We start from the raw sequence: 18798 nt of genomic DNA on the forward strand, positions 1-18798 counted from the left end.
CCGATACGGCTGCGGACAATTCAGTCCGTCCGGCGGTCGCGGTAGCGCACCTTCGGTACCGGATGCGGGGGAATGTCGTCCCGATGGGGCGTGGGGAGCGAGTGAGTGCCACGCGGGTTGTCGGCGGCGGAACTGCTGGTGCCGGGAGCCACGACCGGCCGGGCTCCGGTGCTGTACGGGTCGGCCACCTCGCGAGGAGGTTGCACGCGGGCCGAGCGCTCGCGGCGCGGTTCCGATGAATACCGGGGTTCGGCAGGCTGTGCCCGCTGAGGTTGCCGCGACTGCGGGTACTGCGGCCGCTGGTAGTCGGGCTTCTGACGCTCGGGCCTGGCGTAGTCCGGCCGGGGGGAGTCGGTGGGGGAAAATCGAGGCTGCGGCGAGGGCGTCGGCGTCGTCGAGCGGCGATCGGTTCCGGGCCGCGGACGAGACGCGGCGCTCGAACGCCCGACGTACGGCTCGCTCACGATGTCGGTGGCCTCGGTAGCCGATACGGGGCTGCGGTCGGCGGGGTCTGTTCGCCTGCGGGGGCGTTCGGGTCGCTCGGCCTGCGCTCGTCGCTGCGCCCTCCCGGGCTTGTCTTCGCTGGGTTTCTTGTTGCGCCGCACTGCGGGTGCGTGCGTGTTCTGCCGCTTGAGCACGATGCGCAGCACACCGAGACCGACTGCAACCGCGGTGCCGAGCAACATCAGCGGAAAGCGGTTGACCAGCGGAATGGCGACATTGAGGATGATGTCCTTGAGGCCGGTTCCGGCGTCTTCCGTGAAGTACTGGTACGCCAGCGGGACGGCCACGAACAGGATCAGCGGAGCTTGGACCATCGCGGTGAACAGTCCGCGGTAGCGAACCAACACGACGGCAGCGATGCAGCCGAGAACGTAGAGAAACGCGAACGCGCCGGTCAGCTCAGTTCCACGAGCAGCATCGACGAGAAATCCGAGAAAAGTCAGACCGGCGGCGATAGCGACAGCGCCCCACGCAGGCACGCCGGGCACATTCGCGAGGATGGATCGGTGATCCAGCGGTACCCCGGAGCGGGCACGTTGGGAGGTAGACACCCCTCGAGGTTAGCCGTAGTTCAGCCGACTGCATCGTCGACATGACCGAAGTCGTGCCGGTAGCGGGACGAATCGGACAGGGTGGGCCGCACATCGACCCGATTGATCTGCACCGGCTCGGCGTCGAACAGTTCGAGTTCGTGAAGTTTTCTCGCCGTCACACTCACTCTGGTGTCGACCGACCCGACGGTGGAATTGAAGGACTCCACTGCCTTGCCGAGATGGGCTCCGAGCTTGTCCAGGTGCGCCCCGACGACGCCGATGCGCGTGTACAGCTCTCGTCCCAACTGTTGGATGCGCGCCGCGTCCTCGGCCAGGGACTCCTGTTTCCAGGTGTAGGCGACGGTGCGCAACAGTGCCACCAGTGTGGTGGGGGTGGCCAGGATCACGTTCCGGCCGAAGGCGTATTCGAGCAGGCCGGTGTCCGAGGTCAGTGCGGCATCGAGGAACGGGTCGCCGGGAACGAACAGCACCACGAATTCCGGGGTCGGCTCGAACGCCTGCCAGTACGCCTTGTCGGCCAACTGATCGATGTGGGTGCGCAGTTGTTTCGCGTGGCGGCGCAGATGCTTCTCGCGCGCACCGGCGTCCTCGTCCTGAGCGGCATCGAGGTAGGCCGCGAACGGGACCTTGGCGTCGACCACGATCTGTCGACCTCCGGCGAGTCGGACGATCATGTCCGGTCTGATGCCGTCCTTGCTGACCTGAGTGTCGAAATCGCAGTGCTTGAGCATGCCTGCGAGCTCGACGACCCGCTCGAGCTGGATCTCGCCCCACCGTCCCCGGATCTGCGGTGCGCGCAGTGCCGTCACCAGCTGGCCGGTCTGGGTGGACAGATGCATCGAGGCCCGGTGCATCCCGGTGACCTGCTCCGAGAGCCCCGCGTAGGCCCTGATCCGATTGTGCTCGACCTGCCGCACGTGCTCGGACAGCGCGTCGACGGCGTCGTGCAACGGCTCGACCAGATGTGAGACCTGTTGGCCGATGACGGTCGAATGCCGACGCGCGGAATCCTCGTTGACCGCACTCAGTGACTGCCGAAGCAGGCTCTCGTGCTCGCGCACAGCGGCCAGTTGGGCCTCGGCTCGTACGGCTCGATCACCCATACGCGAGGCATGCAGCAGCCAGCCCACGACCACTCCGATGCCGAGGGCAACGAGAAGGCCGAATGCGGTGAGAATGTTCATGGGAGCAGATGATGCAGGACGGCACCGACAGGTTCGGTCCGCGCAGCCGGTCGATCCTTCTCACTTTCCGACTGGCCGTCGCGCCTCGAGGAGTTTGTCGGTGCTTCCCGATAGCGTCGTTCGTATGAGAATTCTGCACACCTCGGACTGGCACATAGGTCGCACCTTTCACGGTGTCGACCTGTTGGCCGATCAGGGCGCGGTGCTGAGATCCATCGCGGAACTGGTTGCGGCGCAATCGATCGATGTCGTGGTGGTGCCCGGTGACATCTACGATCGTGCGGTGCCCAGTGCCGACGCGGTGCTGGTCTGCAATCGCGGGCTCGAGTCGATTCGAGCGGCCGGTGCCGTCATCGTCGCGACTTCGGGCAACCACGATTCACCGGCGCGCCTCGGTGCCGGTGCTGCATTCGCCTCGGCAGGCGGTCTGCACCTGATGACCCGGGTGGGCGATGTGGCCACCCCTGTCGTCATCGAGGACGAGCACGGCAGCGTTGCGTTCTACGGCATTCCGTATCTCGAGCCCGAGACCACGCGCCTCGAGCTCGAGGTTCCCACCGCGCGCACCCACGCCGAGGTGCTCGACGCCGCAATGGATCGCGTCCGCGGCGACCTCGCGGCGAGAGACCAAGCGGGACAACATGTGCGCTCGGTCGTGCTGGCGCATGCGTTCATCGTCGGCGGTGAGGCGACCGGTTCGGAGCGGTCCATCTCCTCCGGCGGTATCGAAACCGCACCGGCGTCGGCGTTCGACGGAGTCGACTACGTGGCGCTCGGCCACCTGCATTCGCCTCAGGTTCTCACCGATCGAGTGCGGTACTCGGGGTCTCCGTTGCCGTACTCCTTCGGAGAGCGATCGCATCGTAAGGCCGTGTGGATTCTCGAACTCGATGCCGACGGTCTCGGTAGCGTCGAGCGAGTGGAACTGCCGCAGGTCCGCGGGCTTGCCCGCATCGAAGGCACGGTCGATCACTTGCTCTCGGACGCATGCTATTGCGAGTTCGAGGACTGCTACGTCTCCGCCGTGCTCACCGACGAGGTTCGCCCTCTCGACGCAATGCGGCTGCTGCAGAAGCGTTTTCGCAACGCAGTGCATCTCGAGTGGCGTCGCCCCGAAGGCAGCAGCGAGCTTCGTTACCGCGACCGCGTACGCGGTCGCAGTGATCTCGACATCGCAACCTCGTTTCTGACGGACATGCGTAGCGCGCCGACCGCGGTGGAGTCCGATCTGCTGGCTCGCGCGCTGGCAGCTGTGCAGCGCGAGAACGACGCCACCGACCGGGCATCGACCGTCGACCGCGGTGCTGCATGAGGCTGCACTCTCTCGAGATCACCGCCTTCGGTCCCTTCGCGGGCACCGAAACGGTCGATTTCGATGCGCTCGGCGCAGACGGGCTCTTTCTGCTGCACGGCCACACCGGGGCGGGCAAGACGACAGTGCTCGACGCCGTGGCGTTCGCGCTGTACGGGACCGTGCCCGGGGCACGTCGCGAAGGCAAGCGACTGCTGTCCGATCACGCAGCCGCAGGCGCGGTGCCGCAGGTGACCCTGGAGGCGACTCTCGGTGGTCGGCGTATCCGCATCGTGCGCAGTCCGGAGTTCCTGCGGCCCAAGCTCAGGAGCAGCGGGACTACCAAGCAACATGCCAAAGCCAGCCTCACCTGGTTGGACGGTCGCGGGCAGAACCTCACCCGGTTGAGCGAGATCGGCGATGTCGTCAATGCCCTGCTCGGAATGAGCGCCGACCAGTTCTTCCAGGTGGTACTGCTGCCGCAGGGGGAGTTCGCGCGATTCTTGCGAGCAGACAGTGACGAGCGTGGAAACCTGCTCGAAAGGCTCTTCGACACAGGCCGATTCGGAGATGTCGAGGAGTGGTTCGCGCAACGTCGTCGGGATTCGGCCGCCGAGCTCGCCGACGCCCACCACGACATCGACATCATGCTCGGCAAGGTATCGCAGGCATCGGGCGTATCGGAGCCGGTGAGTGAGGACGGTGCGCAACCGGACCCGCTCGGGTGGGCGGCCGACGTCCTCACCGGCGCCCGACAGGATCGGATGCTGGCGCAAGGGACGGCGGTGCTGGTCGATGCCGCAGCGCGCCGCGCCTCCGACGCGTTGGCCGATGCCACCACCGTTCTGGATCTGCAGCGTCGACGAGGACTCGCCGAGGAACAACTCGCGCAGTACCGGGAGGGCGAGTCGATACGATCGGCGCGTAGAACCGCGATCGCCGACTCGGTGGCCGCTGGTCCGATCGCCGAGGCTGCTGCGGATCTGTCTGTGGCTCGCGAGGCGACCGAGGCGGCCGGCACCGCGCTCGCAGCGGCGGAGCGTGTGCTGCCGAGATCGCCGGAGGGACGGCGTTTTCGCGACGCGCTGCAGTGGCCACCCGTGCCCGGCGACAGGTCGCACGAGCGCGCCGTCCTCGCGCAGTTCGTACGCGACTGGACCACCGACGTCGCGCGGATGAACTCGTTGCTTCAGGTTTCGCGCGATGCCGATCGCATGGAGGACACACTCGTCCGATACCGAGCGCAGCAGCGCGACATCGCGGCGCAGATCGAGCGGACCGAGCAACTGCAGGCCGAGATGCCTCGAGAGATCACTGCCGCGGAAGCGCGCGTGGCACGAGCGGAGGCAGCCACTGCCGAGCTGCCGGGTCTCGACGAGCGCTGCGAACGGGCCCGTGTCGCAGCCGAATCCGCAATCGAACTGGTGCGCAAGCGTGACGCTCTCGTCCAGACCGAGCGCACCCGCGACGCCGCTGCTGCGGCACACAACGAGGCCTGGGCACACCTGCTCGATCTTCGGGAGCGCCGCATCGACGGGATGGCCGCAGAGCTGGCGGACCGTCTGGAGGCAGGTGAGCCCTGCGCGGTGTGCGGATCGGACGTGCACCCACATCCCGCTGCGGCATCCACCTCGACGGTGACCAAGGCGCAGGAAGACAAAGCCGCAGCGGCCGAGCGGAAGGCGGCTGCCGCCCTCGATCAGGCAGTCGAAGCCGTGGCGGAGGCCAAGCTCGCGGTCGACCTCCTGCACGATCGCACCGGGGGAGCGTCCCTCGCGGAGCTGACCGAGAATCTCGACACCGCCACGAAGGCCGTGCAGGATGCACGCGCGATCGCCGCGGATATCGACGCGGCATCGGCGGAGGCTGCCCGACTGCGGCGTGATTCGGACGCGTTGGCGGTGACGCTCAACAACCTCGTCGCCACACGTGGGGCGGTGGACGCGCGACTGTCGGCCACGGAGGAAACGCTGGCGCAGATGCGCGCGTCTGTGGCCGAGGCAGTAGATGTGGCCGAGACAGTAGTTGGGGCCTGGGCGGTAGATCAGGCCGAGTCGCTGGCGGAACGAATTGCCGAGCGGGAAGCGTTGATCGACGGTTCCCAGAGAATCCAGGACTCGCGGATCGCCTGGCTCGACGCCACCGAGAAGCACGATGCACTGCGCGCCGAACTCGACCGAAGGGTGGCGGCGTCGAATTTCGACTCTGCCGCCGCCGCGGCCGGGGCCGTTCTCGCTGCCGACCGCGTCGAGCAGATCGAGGCCGAGCTCCGTGCCGCCGAGGAACGTCGGGCGCATGCCGAACACGTACTGCGCGAGCCCGCCATCGTCGCTGTCGCGGGGCACCCACCGGTGAACCTCGGTCCGCTGCGTCGTGCCTGTGCCGAGCTCGACGGGCAGGCGAGATCTGCCGCAGCGACCGTGGCCGAATGCCGTCGGCGCGCAGACGATCTGGAACGACTGGTCGCGGAGCTGTCGACCGCCGCGGAGGCGATTGCGCCCAAACAGGCCGAGTTCGACGAACTCGCCAACCTGGCGGACGTGGTGGCCGGGCGAGGTCAGAATGCCCGGAAGATGTCGCTGCGATCGTATGTTCTCGCGTCCCGACTCGAGGACGTCGCCGAGTCGGCGTCCGCACGGTTGGGCCGCATGTCCGCGGGCCGATACGAATTCGTCCATTCCGACGAGGCCGGTGCGCGGGGAAAGCGCGGTGGCCTCGGTTTGGATATCCGAGACGACTACACCGGCGTCGTGCGATCGGCCAAGACCCTCTCGGGCGGCGAGGCGTTCCTCGCTTCGCTCGCGCTCGCATTGGGACTCGCGGACGTCGTGGCAGCCGAATCCGGTGGCGTCGTACTCGACACCATGTTCATCGACGAAGGATTCGGCACCCTCGACGCCGACACACTCGAATCCGTCATGGCCGTCCTCGACGAACTACGCGCAGGTGGCCGCGTCGTCGGGGTCGTCAGCCACGTCGACGAGATGCGCCAACGCATCCCCAGCCGGCTCTACGTCAAGCGCGAGCGCTCCGGATCGACGCTTCAGGTCGTGGCGTCCTGATCGGAGGACTCGTCCTCCGATTCGGCCTTCTCGTCCGCGTCCCTCGATTCGGCCAGCTCCTCGGCCGTCGGGGCCTGATCCTCGAGTTCGTCCTGGTCCATCTCGTTCGAGCGCGCGTCGATCTGCTCCGACAGGTACCGGATCAGCACGGCCGCAACCGCGGCCGCGGGGACGGCGAGAAACGCGCCGATGATGCCGAACAAGGAGCTTCCGCCCGCGACGGCGAGCAGCACGATCGCCGGATGCAGATTCATGCTGCGACTCTGCAGAATCGGCTGCAGTACATTGCCTTCCAGCTGCTGCACGGCGACGATGATGGCCAGCACGATCAACGCCGTCGTGAGCCCGTTCGCCACGAGAGCGACCAGGACAGCGAGCGCCCCTGCGACGAACGCACCGACGATCGGGATGAAGCCACCGAGAAAGGTGAGGGTCGCGAGAACGAGAGCCAGCGGCACGCCGAGGATGAGAAGCCCGAGGCCGATGAAGAAGGCATCGATGAAGCTGACGATGGCTTGAGTCCGGATGAATCCGCCGAGCGTCGACCACATCCGCGAGAGCACCTCGGCCAGATGGCGACCGGCCCGGCCACCCGAGAACCCGTGCAACCACGGCAGGAACTTAGGTCCGTCCTTGACGAAGAAGAACGACAGCACCAACACCAGCGCCAGGGTGATGAGGATCGAACCGGCGGCCGACACTCCCGTGAACACACCCGAGGCGATCATCGTTCCGCTGTCCTGAAGCCGCGAGACGATGGCGGAGACGGCGGAGTCGATCTGGTCGTCACCGAGGTTCAGCGGTGGCCCCTTGACCCAGGTCTGAACCTGCGTGATGCCGCCCGAGGCCTTGTCGACCAGTTCCGGGGCCTGCTCGGCGACGGAGGGAATGATCAGGGTGATCACGCCGCCGATGACGACGAAGAACACCACCAGTGAGACGGTGGCCGCCAATGCTGCCGGAAAGCCGAGCCGCATCATCAATTTCGCCGGTGGCCACAGGACGGTGGCAACGATCACCGCGAGCAGAACCGGCAACAAGATCACCCACAGGTGCCCGATCAGCCAGCCCAACACCCATGCCCCGGCGGCAATCGAGATCAGGATGAGCGACCATTTGGCGAGCCACAGGCCGCCGACCCCGATGAGGTCGCCGCGATCCTTCTCGGGCTTGGCTGAGGCCCTGGAGTTTCTCGGAGGAGCCGATTCGGTCACTGGGGGTTTCCTCACACTCGGCGGACGGCGGATCGTGATGAACCATAACGTCCGGTGCCCTTCGGCCGCGGACCACCGCCTCTCGACGCGATACCCGGTCAGTCGGCCTCGTGCGTCAGCAGCCACTTCTTCGCGGGCAATCCCCACCGGAAGCCGCCGAGTGCGCCGCCGATGCGCACCACCCGGTGGCACGGGACGAACAGTGCGGCAGCATTGCGAGCGCACGCAGAGGCCGCGCCGCGGATGGCAGCGGGTCGGCCCGAGAGGTCCGCGAACTCGGAGTAGGTCACCGGCTTTCCGGGCTCGACGGTGCGCAGTACATCCCAGGCGTGCATCAAGAATTCACCGGAGCGTTGCGCGACGGCGACCTCGTCGATGCGATGCAACTCGCCTCGGTGGTACGCCGCGACGGCGGCGGTGACGCCGCCGAGATCCGCGCGGCTGCGCACGGTGTCGGGTCGCAAGGTCGGGTGAATCAGCATTCTCAGTTCATCGACGTCGGCGGTCCAGCCGGAGGCAAGGACGCGCTGATCGTCGTCGACGATGGTGGTGAACGGGCCGATCGGGCTGTCTTGGGTGGCGGCGGCTGCAGTCATGGTTGTCTTCTTTCCAGTGCGGTGATCCACAGGTGCATCGATACGTACGAACGCCACGGTGCCCAGCGGGCAGAGTTCGTCAACGAGATATTCAGTGCCTGTGCGCCCTGGCGGACGACGAGATCGGTGTCGAGAAGAACGTCGGGATCACCGAGCAGTCGCATCACCACGTACCGGGCGGTCCACGGTCCGATACCTTTGAGCGCGAGCAGTTCTCGTTCCAGGTCGGGGGCTTCTCGCGCCGGATGCAGCACGAGGGTTCCCGACGCGATGGCGTCGGCGACGCGGATGACGGTCTGCACGCGGGCGACCGGTCCGGTGAGGACCTCGTGGCCGCGTTCGGCGATCACCGCAGCGTCGGGGAACAATGTGGTGACCTCTGCATTGCCCAGGTCCAGCGGTGTGCCGAGTGCCTCGACGAGTCGGGCGGTGTGGGTGGCTGCGGCCTTCAACGAGATCTGTTGTCCGATCACGGTGCGCAGCAGCATCTCCGCGCCGTCGACCACCCCGAGTGCGCGGATACCCGGGTGGGCGTCAAGGCTCGGTGCCAACTGTCGATCGGTGCTCAGGGCGTCGTCGACGGCCAGTGGATCGGCGTCGAGGTCGAGAAGATGTCGGATTCTGGCAACGGCGGGAGCGAGATCGCGCATGTCCTGCAATGTCACTGCGGCACTGACGAATCCGTCCATCACCCGCAGTGCCACCAGGCCGGCGGCGTGTGGCAGGCGCATCGATCGCACGTATTCACCATCGGAGAACGATTCGATGCCCTCGACCACGTGGCCGCGTAGAAACCACTCGATCCAACCGCGATCGAGTGGCGGGCGGTAGGGCAGCCGCAGGGTCACCGTTCCGCCCGCGGTGGGAGTTGCGGTGCGGTGTGCCTCCCGGCGCAAAGTAGTCGGATCGACGGCGAACACTTCCTTGACGGTGTCGTTGAACTGTCGGACGCTGGAGAACCCGGCAGCGAACGCGATGTCGGACATCGACATATCCGTGGTTTGAATCAGCGTGCGGGCCGTGTGTGCCCGGTGTGCACGAGCCAGTGCCAAGGGGCCTGCACCCACCTCGGTGGTCAACACTCGGGTCAGTTGGCGGGTCGAGTAGCCGAGGGTGCGGGCGAGCCCGTCGACGCCACCGCGCTCGATCGCGCCATCGGAGATCAGACGCATCGCGCGAGAGCTGAGGTCCGAGTGGATGTTCCAGCGCGGGGAACCCGGGGTGGCATCGGGCTGGCAGCGGCGGCAGGCGCGGTAGCCGGATTGTTGTGCCGCTGCTGCGGTCGCCAGGAACGAGACGTTGCTCGGTTTGGGTGTGCGCGCCGGGCAGGAGGGTCGGCAGTAGATGCCGGTGGTGCGGACGGCGGTGAAGAACTGGCCGTCGAACCGTGCGTCACGCGAGGAGACCGCGCGATAACACCGATCGAAGTCCAGTTCCTGCACCTGCCGTTCGCCGCTCATAGGTCCACTGTGTCAGCGCGAACGCGCCAGTGCTAGCGGAAATCGGACGGGGCTGCGCCCCTCGTGCGCCTTTTGCGTACACAGAGGTACGCAAAAGGCGCACGACGGTGAAGCTCTAGCAGCAGCGGGCTCCTGGATTCCGGTCGGCCTCTGCGTGCCGATCCTTCCAGTACTGCCGCACGGTCGGCGGTTCTTGCTCGGGATGGTGCCGAGCGAGGTGGGCGACATAGCGGTCGTAATCGTGATCGCCCATCACCGAGGTGATCCACCACCACAGCCCGCGCATCTAGTGCGCCGATCCGGGTCGGCGGACGGTGCCGGCGGTGATGAGCTCGTCCCATTCGGCTTGGATTTCCTTCTCCGCCTTGGTCGGTACGAATCCGGCGGGACCGAAGATCTTCGACGGCACCTCGGGTTCTTCGTTGTCGGGGAGGTCGTCTCCGCGAACAGCCTTGATGCACACCCACACTCCGGCGAACACGACGACCAGGACCAGTACTGCAAAGACGATCGACAGTGTGCCCTGGATGAAGGTGTTGCGGATGACCGCGTCGATGGCCTCGGGGGTCTTGGCATTACCGAATTCGCTCAGTCCCTGTGCCTTTGCATCGCGGAACTGCGCATGCTGGGTCCAGTATCCGATCGCGGGAACCGAGGAGAAGATCTTCTGATACGACGCGGTCATCGTGACGATCAGGTCCCAGGCCAGCGGGACTCCCGGGATCCAGGCCCACTTGTACAGACCTCGTTTGACGACGATCGTCAGCACGACGGTCAGCGCGATGGCGGCGAGCAACTGGTTGGCAATACCGAACAGCGGGAACAGCGTGTTGATGCCGCCGAGCGGATCGGTGACGCCCATCAGAAGGATTGCGCCCCAGGCCGCGACGACGATCAGCGAGCAGATCCACGCGCCGGGACGCCAGGACGGATCCTTGAACTTCTTGGCCGAGGCTCCGGGCAGGTTGCCGATGCTGTCGGAGAGCATGAAGCGCGCGACGCGGGTACCTGCGTCGACCGTGGTGAGGATGAACAGGGCCTCGAACATGATCGCGAAGTGGTACCAGAACGACTTGAGTCCTGGTCCGCCGAACACCTGATGCAGCACCTCGGACATGCCGAACGCGAGGGTCGGTGCGCCGCCGGTGCGGGAGACGATCGTCTCCTCACCGACATCGGCTGCGGCCTGACTCAGTTCGGCCGCGGTGATGTCACCCCCGCTCAAGCCCAGTCCGTTGAGGTAGGGCACTGCAGTCTCCGGAGTTCCGCCGGTGAGCGCCGTGGGTGCGTTGAGGGCGAAGTAGAGGTGCTGATCGAGGATGCATGCGGTGATCAGAGCCATGATGGCCACGAACGACTCGGTGAGCATGCCGCCGTAGCCGATCATGCGCATCTGCTTTTCCTTCTCGAGCAACTTCGGCGTGGTGCCGGAGGAGATCAGAGCGTGGAAGCCCGACAGCGCACCGCAGGCGATGGTGATGAACAGGAACGGGAACAGTGATCCCGCGAACGCCGGTCCGTTGCCTTCGGTGGCGAAGGTGGTCATGGCAGGCATCTGGATCTCGGGCCGAGCGATCAGAATGCCGACGGCCAGCAGCGCGATGGTGCCGACCTTCATGAACGTCGACAGGTAGTCGCGAGGGGCCAAGAGCAGCCAGACCGGCAGGATGCAGGCGAGCAGGCCGTAGCCGATCAGCAGCCACGCGACGGTGACCTTGGAGAGGGTGAACCAGTCGCTACCCCAGTCTGTTTCGGCAACCCAACCGCCGACGACGATTGCCATGAGCAGCAGCACGACGCCGATCAGGGACACCTCGGACACCTTGCCCGGGCGTAGGTAACGCAGGTAGACGCCCATGAACAGTGCGATCGGAATGGTCAGCGCGATGGAGAAGACACCCCATGGGCTTTCGGCGAGTGCGTTCACGACGACGAGGGCGAGCACCGCGATCAGGATGATCATGATGACGAACACCGCGATCAGTGCCGCGGTACCACCGACTACGCCGAGTTCGTCGCGGGCCATCTGGCCGAGGCTGCGGCCGTTGCGACGCGTCGAGATCCACAGCACCAGGAAGTCCTGGACGGCACCGGCGAACACGACGCCGATGATGATCCACATGGTGCCGGGTAGATAGCCCATTTGAGCGGCGAGCACGGGTCCGACGAGTGGGCCCGCACCGGCGATGGCGGCGAAGTGGTGGCCGAACAGCACCCGACGATCGGTCGGCATGTAGTCCTTGCCGTTTTCCAGAATCTCGGCGGGCGTGGCCCTGTCGTCGCGCGGGAAGACGATCTTGCGTTCGATCAGCCTGGCATAGAAGCGAAACGCGAAGATGTAGGTGCAGACTGCGGCGATGACGAACCAGACGGCGTTGGGGTTCTCCCCGCGGACGATCGCGATGATCGTCCAGGCGACGCCGCCGAGCAGGCCGATCGCGACGAGCATCAGACGTTTTGCCGTCGACATCGGATGCGTCTCGACGACGCCGACTGGTGGTAGATCGGGATCGGGCTTCAGCAATTCGACGTGTGGATCGCCGGCCGATTTCAGTGACATGTGTGGGTCTCCATGCTCGCAGGTGTGACTGCGATCACCCTATGCGTGGAGATCGTGCGCGTCCTCGAATCGACGCGGCGTCCTGCGCCCGACGGTTGCTGTACTGCGACGAGCGGGGTCTGGCCGTGTCAGCTACCGAGGGCGTCGTCGACGGCCCGGGCGCTGAGCACCTGGTCCAACACCAGTGCGGCGCTTCCGATGACCCCGGAGAGGTCGCCGTGGGTGGTGGCCTGGATGGTGAGGGCTTTGGTGGCCAGTGCGGTGGCGTTGCCGTAGACGGTTTCGCGCAGGCCGGCGACGAAGATGTCGTAGGCATTGGCCATGTCACCGCCGACGATGAGTACCTCGGGGTTGAGCAGGTTCACGGCTCCGGCCAGGGTTTCGCCGATGTGGCGTCCGCTGTCGCGGATGAGTCTGCGTGCTTCGGGGTCGCCGCTCACCGCGAGGTCGACCACGCCGCGGATGTGGCCGACTTCGCGTCCCTGTTCGGCGAGCGCCTTGACCAGCGCCCAGCCGCCGGCGATGGCCTCGAGGCAGCCGCTGTCGCCGCACCTGCACGCGACGCCGGCCGCCGCTGCCGTCTTGGTGTGGCCGAATTCGCCTGCGGCTCCGAGTGATCCGCGCTGCAATGCCCCGCCCGCCACGATTCCGGCTCCGAGGCCCGTCGAGGCCTTGACCAGTAGGGCATTCTGGAAGCGATCTCGATTGTCTCGGCGTTCGGCGAGCACCATCGCATTGGCGTCGTTGTCGAGAAACGCCGGTGCCGACGTGATGTCCGCGAAGAACGGTGCCAGCGGCACCCCGTCCCAGCCGTGCATGATCGGCGAGTCCAGGCTGCAGCCGCGGGAGGTGTCGGCGGTGCCGGGGATGGACAGACCGACCCCGAGGATGCGATGTCCGGTTCGGTGCGACTCGTCGAGCAAGGCCTGCAGCCGCTTGGTGATCTGCGGCATCAGTTCGTCGGGGCCCACGCCGATCTCCTGGTCGACGGTGTCGCCGGCAAGAAATTCTCCGCCGAGGCCGAACACGCCCAGTTGTGACCGACTGCGTCCGATCGCGGCGGCGAGTACGACGCCTGCGTCCACATCGAAGGACACTCGCGCCGGAGGGCGTCCGCCGGTCGACTGGGTGTCCTCGGTTTCGATGACAAGTCCGAGGCCGGTGAGTGCGGCGACGCGGGTGGCGACTGCCGATCGTGACAGTCCGGTGATCCGGCCCAACTCCGCGCGGGTGTCTGCTTCTCCGTCGCGAATCAGAGCAAATATCTCACCCGCGGTGGCAGGTGGGGCGCTCAGGCGCGGCATCGACATATACGTCATTCAACCAACTGGCAACTTTTACGGCAACACCCGAAGAACGCATACTTTTAACTTTGAAAAGCTTAAGTTGGGTTGTCGAGGGGCCGAAGTAGCTCTACGCTGAGTCGTGAGAGACCGAACATCGGAGGCACTCATGGACACTCTTCATCCGGTTCTGCGTCAGGTCACCGACCGCATCGCAGACCGCAGCCAGTCCGACCGCACCGCCTATCTCGCTCGAATTGCCGCTGCCGGGGATTCGGGCCCCGCCCGCGGCCGCCTCGCCTGCGCCAACATCGCGCATGGCTTCGCGGCCTCCGGTAAAGCCGACAAGCAGGCGCTACGCGGCATGGTCAAGCCCAACATCGCGATCGTCTCCGCCTACAACGACATGCTCTCGGCGCACAAGCCGTTCGAGACCTACCCGGCCGCCCTGAAGAAATCGGTCATCGATGCCGGGGGCATCGCGCAGTTCGCCGGTGGCGTCCCCGCGATGTGCGACGGCATCACGCAGGGCCGCGACGGCATGCAACTGTCGCTGTTCAGCCGGGACATCATCGCGATGTCGACGGCAATTGCGTTGTCCCACGACATGTTCGACGCCACCCTGATGCTCGGCGTCTGCGACAAGATCGTCCCAGGAATGCTCATCGGCGCACTGAGTTTCGGCCATCTTCCCGCGGTGTTCGTACCCGCCGGCCCGATGACCTCCGGACTTCCCAACGGGGAGAAGGCAAAAGCTCGCCAGCTCTACGCCGAGGGCAAGGTGGGCCGAGAGGCTCTGCTCGACGCCGAGGCCGCGTCGTACCACGGCAGTGGCACCTGCACGTTCTTCGGAACGGCCAATTCCAATCAGCTGCTCATGGAGGTCATGGGTCTGCACCTACCGGGGTCGTCGTTCGTCAACCCCGGAACTGCCATGCGCGACGCGTTGACCCGCGAGGCCGCGCACGTCGTCACCGGTCTGACCTCGCTCGGAGGCAACTACACCCCGGTGGGGGAGGTCATCGACGTCAAGTCGATCGTCAACGGCTGTGTCGCGTTGCTCGCCACCGGCGGCTCGACCAACCACACGATGCACCTCGTTGCCATCGCGAAAGCTGCTGGCATCACGCTGACATGGCAGGACCTGTCGGATCTGTCGGCCGTGGTGCCGTTGATGGCCCGGATCTACCCCAACGGCAAGGCCGACGTCAACCACTTCCACGCGGCCGGTGGACTCGGGTTCGTCATCGGGTCACTGCTCGACGCCGGGTTGATGCACGAGGATGTGAAAACCGTTGCCGGGCTGGGTCTGCGACGCTACACGCAGGAGCCGAAGCTCGACGGTGACGGGGTGATGTGGCAGGACGGTACTCGGATGAGTCACGACGACACCGTGTTACGAGGTGCGAACGAGCCGTTCAGCGCCGACGGCGGACTCAAGATGTTGACGGGGCCGATCGGAAAATGCGTCATCAAAACCTCCGCCTTGGCACCGGAACATCGGGTGGTCACCGGACCGGCGCGAGTCTTCGACGACCAAGCCGACTTCCTCGAAGCATTCGAGGCCGGGGAGCTCGACTGCGATTTCGTTGCCGTGCTTCGCTACCAGGGGCCGCAGGCCAACGGTATGCCCGAGTTGCACAAGCTCACCCCCGCGCTCGGAATCCTGCAGGACAAGGGCCGGTCCGTCGCGTTGATCACGGACGGCCGGATGTCCGGTGCCTCCGGAAAAGTCGCTGCGGCAATTCACCTCACGCCCGAAGCCGCGAGTGGGGGACCGATCGCGAGAATTGTCGACGGTGACATCATCACCCTCGACTCACTCGACGGCACACTGTCGATCGAGGTTCCGCTCGACGAATTCGAAGCCCGACCGGTCACCGGTCGCGTCTTGGACAAGGACGAGTGGTCCAGCACCGGTCGTGACCTGTTCTCGGGCATGCGTGCGCTCGTCGGCCCTGCCGACGAGGGCGCAATGTTCGTCATGCGCTGAGTCCCCGTAAATCGACAAGAAAGCAACAACGTGACTGCATCCCTGCTCGACCGCGTACCTGTCATCCCCGTCGTCGTCATCGAGAACCTCGAGCATGCCGTTCCCATCGCTCGCGCCCTGGTGCAGGGCGGGGTGCCCGTCATCGAGCTGACCCTGCGCACTCCGGTGGCACTCGACGCCATCGAGCGCATCGCGGCGGAGGTCCCCGAGATCCTCGTCGGCGCAGGCACGATCATCACTCCCGGTCAGGCCAAGCAGGCCGCCGACGCGGGCGCACAGTTCCTGGTCTCGCCGGGCTGCACACCATCTCTGACGAAAGCCATGCGAGACACCGGATTGCCTCACTTGCCCGGTGCCGCAACGGTGTCCGAGGTGCTCACCCTGCTCGAAGACGGCTACACCGAGCTCAAGTTCTTCCCCGCCGAGGCATCGGGTGGGGCGAATTTTCTGAAGTCCATCCACTCGCCGATTCCGGCCGCAAGATTCTGCCCGACGGGTGGCATCTCCACCGCCAACGCGTCGCCGTACCTGGCGCTGCCGAACGTCGGATGCGTGGGAGGGTCGTGGCTCACTCCCGCCGCGGCTGTCGCAGAGCAAGATTGGGACGCAATCGTCGCTCTCGCGGTCGCCACGGCCGAACTGGTCTGAAAATTCCCCCTCCGCAGAGGGAACCAGACGTGACGATGCGGCGTCCTACTGGTTGTCCGTCATCGAACAATCGGGGGAAATGATCATGTCGAATCCGTACGAGCAGTCAGAGTTCCAGCAGCCCCACCAGCCGTATCCGGCAGCTCAGCCCTATGCGCAGGCACCGGCTCTGCCGTCGTCCAATGCGGGGTGGGCCGTCGTCGCCATCATCTTCTTCTGGCCGGTGGCCATCCCGGCGTTCAATCACGCACTCAAGGTTCATCCGCTGTGGATGATGGGAGATGTTCAGGGCGCACAGTATTCGTCGAATCGCGCAGCGTTCTTCGGGAAACTGTCGCTGGGGATATTCTTCGTCCTCATAGTTCTGTACTTCGCCTTCATTGCACTGGTCGTCGCGAACTCGTACTAGGTCCCGACACTTGACCTCGACATAACTCGAGGTTCTAGCGTCACGGGCATGGACATACTCGGTCTCGGCGCAATCGGCATTTCCATCGACGTGTCGCCGTCGTATCTCGACGATGCACGGGAGTTGGAATCACTCGGATTCACCTCGGTCTGGCTGCCGGGCGGGCAGATCGATCGGCTCGGCAGGCTGGCCGATCTGGTTCGCGCGACCGAGACCGCCACCATCGTTCCGGCAATCGTGCCGGTCGATGTGTACTCGCCTGGGCAGACCGGGGAACTGTTCGACGAGCTCTCGGGTACCGGTCGATTCGTCCTCGGCCTCGGTGGGCCACAAACCGCGCGGCCATTGGCGGGGCTGCATCGCTACCTCGACGACCTCGCTGTGCCCGCGGATCGAATTCTGCTCGCGGCGCTCGGGCCGAAGAAGCTGGAGATGGCTCGAGTCCGCGCTGCCGGCGCGATCGGGCTGCTCGTGAATCCCGAGTGGACGGCGCAGGCGCGGCACTGCCTGGGGACGGCCGAGCTGGTGGTCGATCAGTTCGTCGTCGTGGAGTCAGATCCGGATCGTGCCCGCGCCGCAGCACGGCAGCCGTTGAGCTTTCTCGCGACGGTCCCTGGCTATCGGCAGAACTTCCTGCGGATGGGATTCACGGACGCCGACGTCGACCAGCTCAGCGACCGATTGGTGGACGCGCTCGTGGTGTGGGGGAGCGTCCGCGACATCGCCGCTCGGGTGACTGCCCACCGTGAGGCCGGGGCGGATCACGTGGTTCTGGCTCCACTCGGAGCGTCGAGCATTGCTGCTGGCCGGGCACTGTCCGAGCTGGTGGTGTCGTCAAAGTAGACTCCATAGACCGTGAGCCTCACCCTCGGAATCGTCGGACTGCCCAACGTCGGCAAGTCCACCCTCTTCAATGCACTGACCAACAACGACGCGCTGGCCGCGAACTACCCGTTCGCCACCATCGAACCCAACGTCGGAGTGGTTGCACTGCCGGATCCCCGGCTCGAGAAGCTGGCCGAGGTGTTCGGTTCGGAGAAGCTCGTGCCTGCGCTGGTGTCGTTCGTCGACATCGCCGGCATCGTCAAGGGTGCGTCCGAGGGCGCAGGCCTGGGCAACAAATTCCTCGCCAACATTCGTGAGGCCGACGCCATCTGTCAGGTCGTTCGTGTCTTCGCCGACGACGACGTGGTGCACGTCGACGGCCGCGTCGACCCGACCGCAGACATCGAGGTCATCGAAACCGAACTCGCCATCGCGGATCTGCAGACTCTCGAGAAGGCCATCCCGCGGCTCGAGAAGGAGGTGCGGATCAAGAAGGACCGCAAGCCCGCTCTCGACGCGGCGCTGGCAGCACAGGCAGTGCTGAACGACGGCAAAACGCTGTTCTCGGCGAAGTCGAAGCTGGACTTCGAGTTGCTCGGTGAATTCCAGCTGCTCACCACCAAGCCCTTCCTGTACGTCTTCAATGCCGACGAGTCGGTGCTCACCGACGACGCGAAGATCGGCGAACTCGCGCGGATGGTTGCGCCCGCCGATGCAGTGTTCCTCGACGCGAAGATCGAGTCGGAGCTGCTCGAGCTGGACAAGGAATCGGCGGCCGAGCTGCTCGAATCCGTAGGACAGACCGAGCCCGGACTCGACGCGTTGGCGCGCGCCGGCTTCCACACCCTCGGGCTGCAGACCTACCTCACCGCAGGCCCGAAAGAGGCTCGCGCGTGGACAATTCACCAGGGAGATACCGCGCCCCAGGCCGCAGGCGTCATTCACACCGACTTCGAGCGCGGCTTCATCAAGGCCGAAATCGTCTCCTTCGACGACCTGATCGCCGCAGGGTCGATGGCCTCGGCCAAAGCTGCAGGCAAGGTGCGTATGGAGGGCAAGGACTACGTCATGGCCGACGGTGATGTGGTGGAGTTCCGCTTCAACGTCTAGCCTGACGCGCGACATCAGTAGGTCACCCGGGCCATGTCACGTGTTGGCAGCTCGCCGCCTCGGCAGGTGCTGAACTACTCCAATCGGTGCAACGCAAAACGGGCT

General features: G+C 65.7%; 15 protein-coding genes. 7 read left to right on the forward strand and 8 right to left on the reverse strand.

What is annotated here, in order from left to right:
- Positions 1 to 20: 20 nt before the first annotated feature.
- Together J1M87_RS00665 and J1M87_RS00670 are read right to left on the reverse strand one after the other, a co-directional pair.
- Entirely contained in the window at positions 21 to 1055 is a 1035-nt protein-coding gene (locus J1M87_RS00665; RefSeq protein ID WP_206486755.1) for a DUF6542 domain-containing protein, read from the reverse strand.
- A 20-nt stretch (positions 1056 to 1075) separates the two neighbouring features.
- Entirely contained in the window at positions 1076 to 2242 is a 1167-nt protein-coding gene (locus J1M87_RS00670) for a DNA recombination protein RmuC (protein WP_206486756.1), read from the reverse strand.
- A 124-nt stretch (positions 2243 to 2366) separates the two neighbouring features.
- Between J1M87_RS00670 and J1M87_RS00675 the strand changes: the two genes are divergently transcribed.
- On the forward strand, positions 2367 to 3554 hold the full coding sequence (locus J1M87_RS00675; RefSeq protein ID WP_206486757.1) for an exonuclease SbcCD subunit D: 1188 nt from the start codon (positions 2367 to 2369) through the stop codon (positions 3552 to 3554).
- Entirely contained in the window at positions 3551 to 6595 is a 3045-nt protein-coding gene (locus J1M87_RS00680; RefSeq protein WP_206486758.1) for an AAA family ATPase, read from the forward strand. Before J1M87_RS00675 ends, J1M87_RS00680 begins: the two co-directional genes overlap by 4 nt.
- On the opposite strand, the gene J1M87_RS00685 is transcribed toward J1M87_RS00680, so the two are convergent.
- From J1M87_RS00685 to J1M87_RS00710, 6 genes are all read right to left on the reverse strand, one after another.
- Positions 6577 to 7809: an AI-2E family transporter gene (locus J1M87_RS00685; RefSeq protein WP_206486759.1), complete on the reverse strand. Its 1233-nt coding sequence runs from the start codon at positions 7807 to 7809 to the stop codon at positions 6577 to 6579. The genes J1M87_RS00680 and J1M87_RS00685 overlap by 19 nt on opposite strands.
- Positions 7810 to 7907: 98 nt before the next feature.
- Positions 7908 to 8405 carry a methylated-DNA--[protein]-cysteine S-methyltransferase gene (locus J1M87_RS00690; RefSeq protein ID WP_206486760.1) on the reverse strand — a complete coding sequence of 166 codons (498 nt, stop codon included), beginning with the start codon at positions 8403 to 8405 and terminating at the stop codon, positions 7908 to 7910.
- Positions 8402 to 9865: a DNA-3-methyladenine glycosylase 2 family protein gene (locus J1M87_RS00695; protein WP_206486761.1), complete on the reverse strand. Its 1464-nt coding sequence runs from the start codon at positions 9863 to 9865 to the stop codon at positions 8402 to 8404. Before J1M87_RS00695 ends, J1M87_RS00690 begins: the two co-directional genes overlap by 4 nt.
- A gap of 115 nt (positions 9866 to 9980) precedes the next feature.
- Positions 9981 to 10151 carry a YbdD/YjiX family protein gene (locus J1M87_RS00700; RefSeq protein WP_206486762.1) on the reverse strand — a complete coding sequence of 57 codons (171 nt, stop codon included), beginning with the start codon at positions 10149 to 10151 and terminating at the stop codon, positions 9981 to 9983.
- Positions 10152 to 12425: a carbon starvation CstA family protein gene (locus J1M87_RS00705; protein ID WP_206486763.1), complete on the reverse strand. Its 2274-nt coding sequence runs from the start codon at positions 12423 to 12425 to the stop codon at positions 10152 to 10154. It abuts the gene before it with no gap.
- 128 nt (positions 12426 to 12553) lie between these two features.
- The gene (locus tag J1M87_RS00710) at positions 12554 to 13735 is read right to left on the reverse strand and encodes an ROK family transcriptional regulator (RefSeq protein ID WP_206486764.1); all 1182 of its coding nucleotides are present in this window, start codon (positions 13733 to 13735) and stop codon (positions 12554 to 12556) included.
- A 142-nt stretch (positions 13736 to 13877) separates the two neighbouring features.
- Here J1M87_RS00710 and edd point away from each other — a divergent pair, with 142 nt between their 5' ends.
- The 5 genes from edd to ychF all read left to right on the forward strand — a co-directional run bounded on the left by edd (position 13878) and on the right by ychF (position 18693).
- Complete coding sequence (gene edd / locus J1M87_RS00715; protein ID WP_206486765.1) at positions 13878 to 15701, forward strand: phosphogluconate dehydratase; 1824 nt, start codon at positions 13878 to 13880, stop codon at positions 15699 to 15701.
- 30 nt (positions 15702 to 15731) lie between these two features.
- Positions 15732 to 16349 carry a bifunctional 4-hydroxy-2-oxoglutarate aldolase/2-dehydro-3-deoxy-phosphogluconate aldolase gene (gene eda, locus J1M87_RS00720; protein WP_206486766.1) on the forward strand — a complete coding sequence of 206 codons (618 nt, stop codon included), beginning with the start codon at positions 15732 to 15734 and terminating at the stop codon, positions 16347 to 16349.
- A 79-nt stretch (positions 16350 to 16428) separates the two neighbouring features.
- A complete protein-coding gene (locus J1M87_RS00725) occupies positions 16429 to 16758 on the forward strand; it encodes a CD225/dispanin family protein (protein ID WP_206486767.1) in 330 nt (109 codons plus the stop codon).
- 48 nt (positions 16759 to 16806) lie between these two features.
- Complete coding sequence (locus J1M87_RS00730; RefSeq protein WP_206486768.1) at positions 16807 to 17601, forward strand: TIGR03620 family F420-dependent LLM class oxidoreductase; 795 nt, start codon at positions 16807 to 16809, stop codon at positions 17599 to 17601.
- Between the two features lie 12 nt (positions 17602 to 17613).
- Complete coding sequence (ychF, locus tag J1M87_RS00735) at positions 17614 to 18693, forward strand: redox-regulated ATPase YchF (RefSeq protein ID WP_206486769.1); 1080 nt, start codon at positions 17614 to 17616, stop codon at positions 18691 to 18693.
- Positions 18694 to 18798: the final 105 nt, after the last annotated feature.

It is taken from the genome of Rhodococcus sp. KRD162, from assembly GCF_017168335.1.
Lineage (GTDB): Bacteria > Actinomycetota > Actinomycetes > Mycobacteriales > Mycobacteriaceae > Rhodococcoides.